The organism is Pseudomonas sp. PME37.24/006 (genome assembly GCF_055556635.1).
The window spans coordinates 1-283 of record NZ_JBVHNL010000044.1; the positions used below are offsets into that span (position 1 = coordinate 1).

Below are 283 nucleotides of genomic sequence, written 5' to 3' on the forward strand. Positions count from 1 at the left end.
GATCGCGGATCGTCTGGTCGCGGAGCACGCTCCGGAATGGCGACGTCGCACGGGGCACGACATCCTCGAGTTCGCGTTCCGGCAGGAGGGCAAGGACTCGGCCGTGCAGCACCTGCGGGAACGCACGGGGGCGACGGCCGTGATCTTCGCGGGCGACGACGTCACCGACGAGGACGCTCTCCGCACACTGGGGGCGGGGGATCTCGGCATCCATGTCGGGACCGGCGACACGGCCGCGGTCCTCAGGGTCGCCGACATCGACGGATTGGTCGACGTGCTGGAG

Annotated in this window: 1 protein-coding gene; it reads left to right on the forward strand. The window is 70.3% G+C overall.

Annotated features, from left to right (window positions below; translation table 11 throughout):
• Positions 1–283, forward strand: a 283-nt coding sequence (locus ACZ3GY_RS23785) for a trehalose-phosphatase (RefSeq protein WP_465912191.1), incomplete at both ends; no start/stop codon positions are given.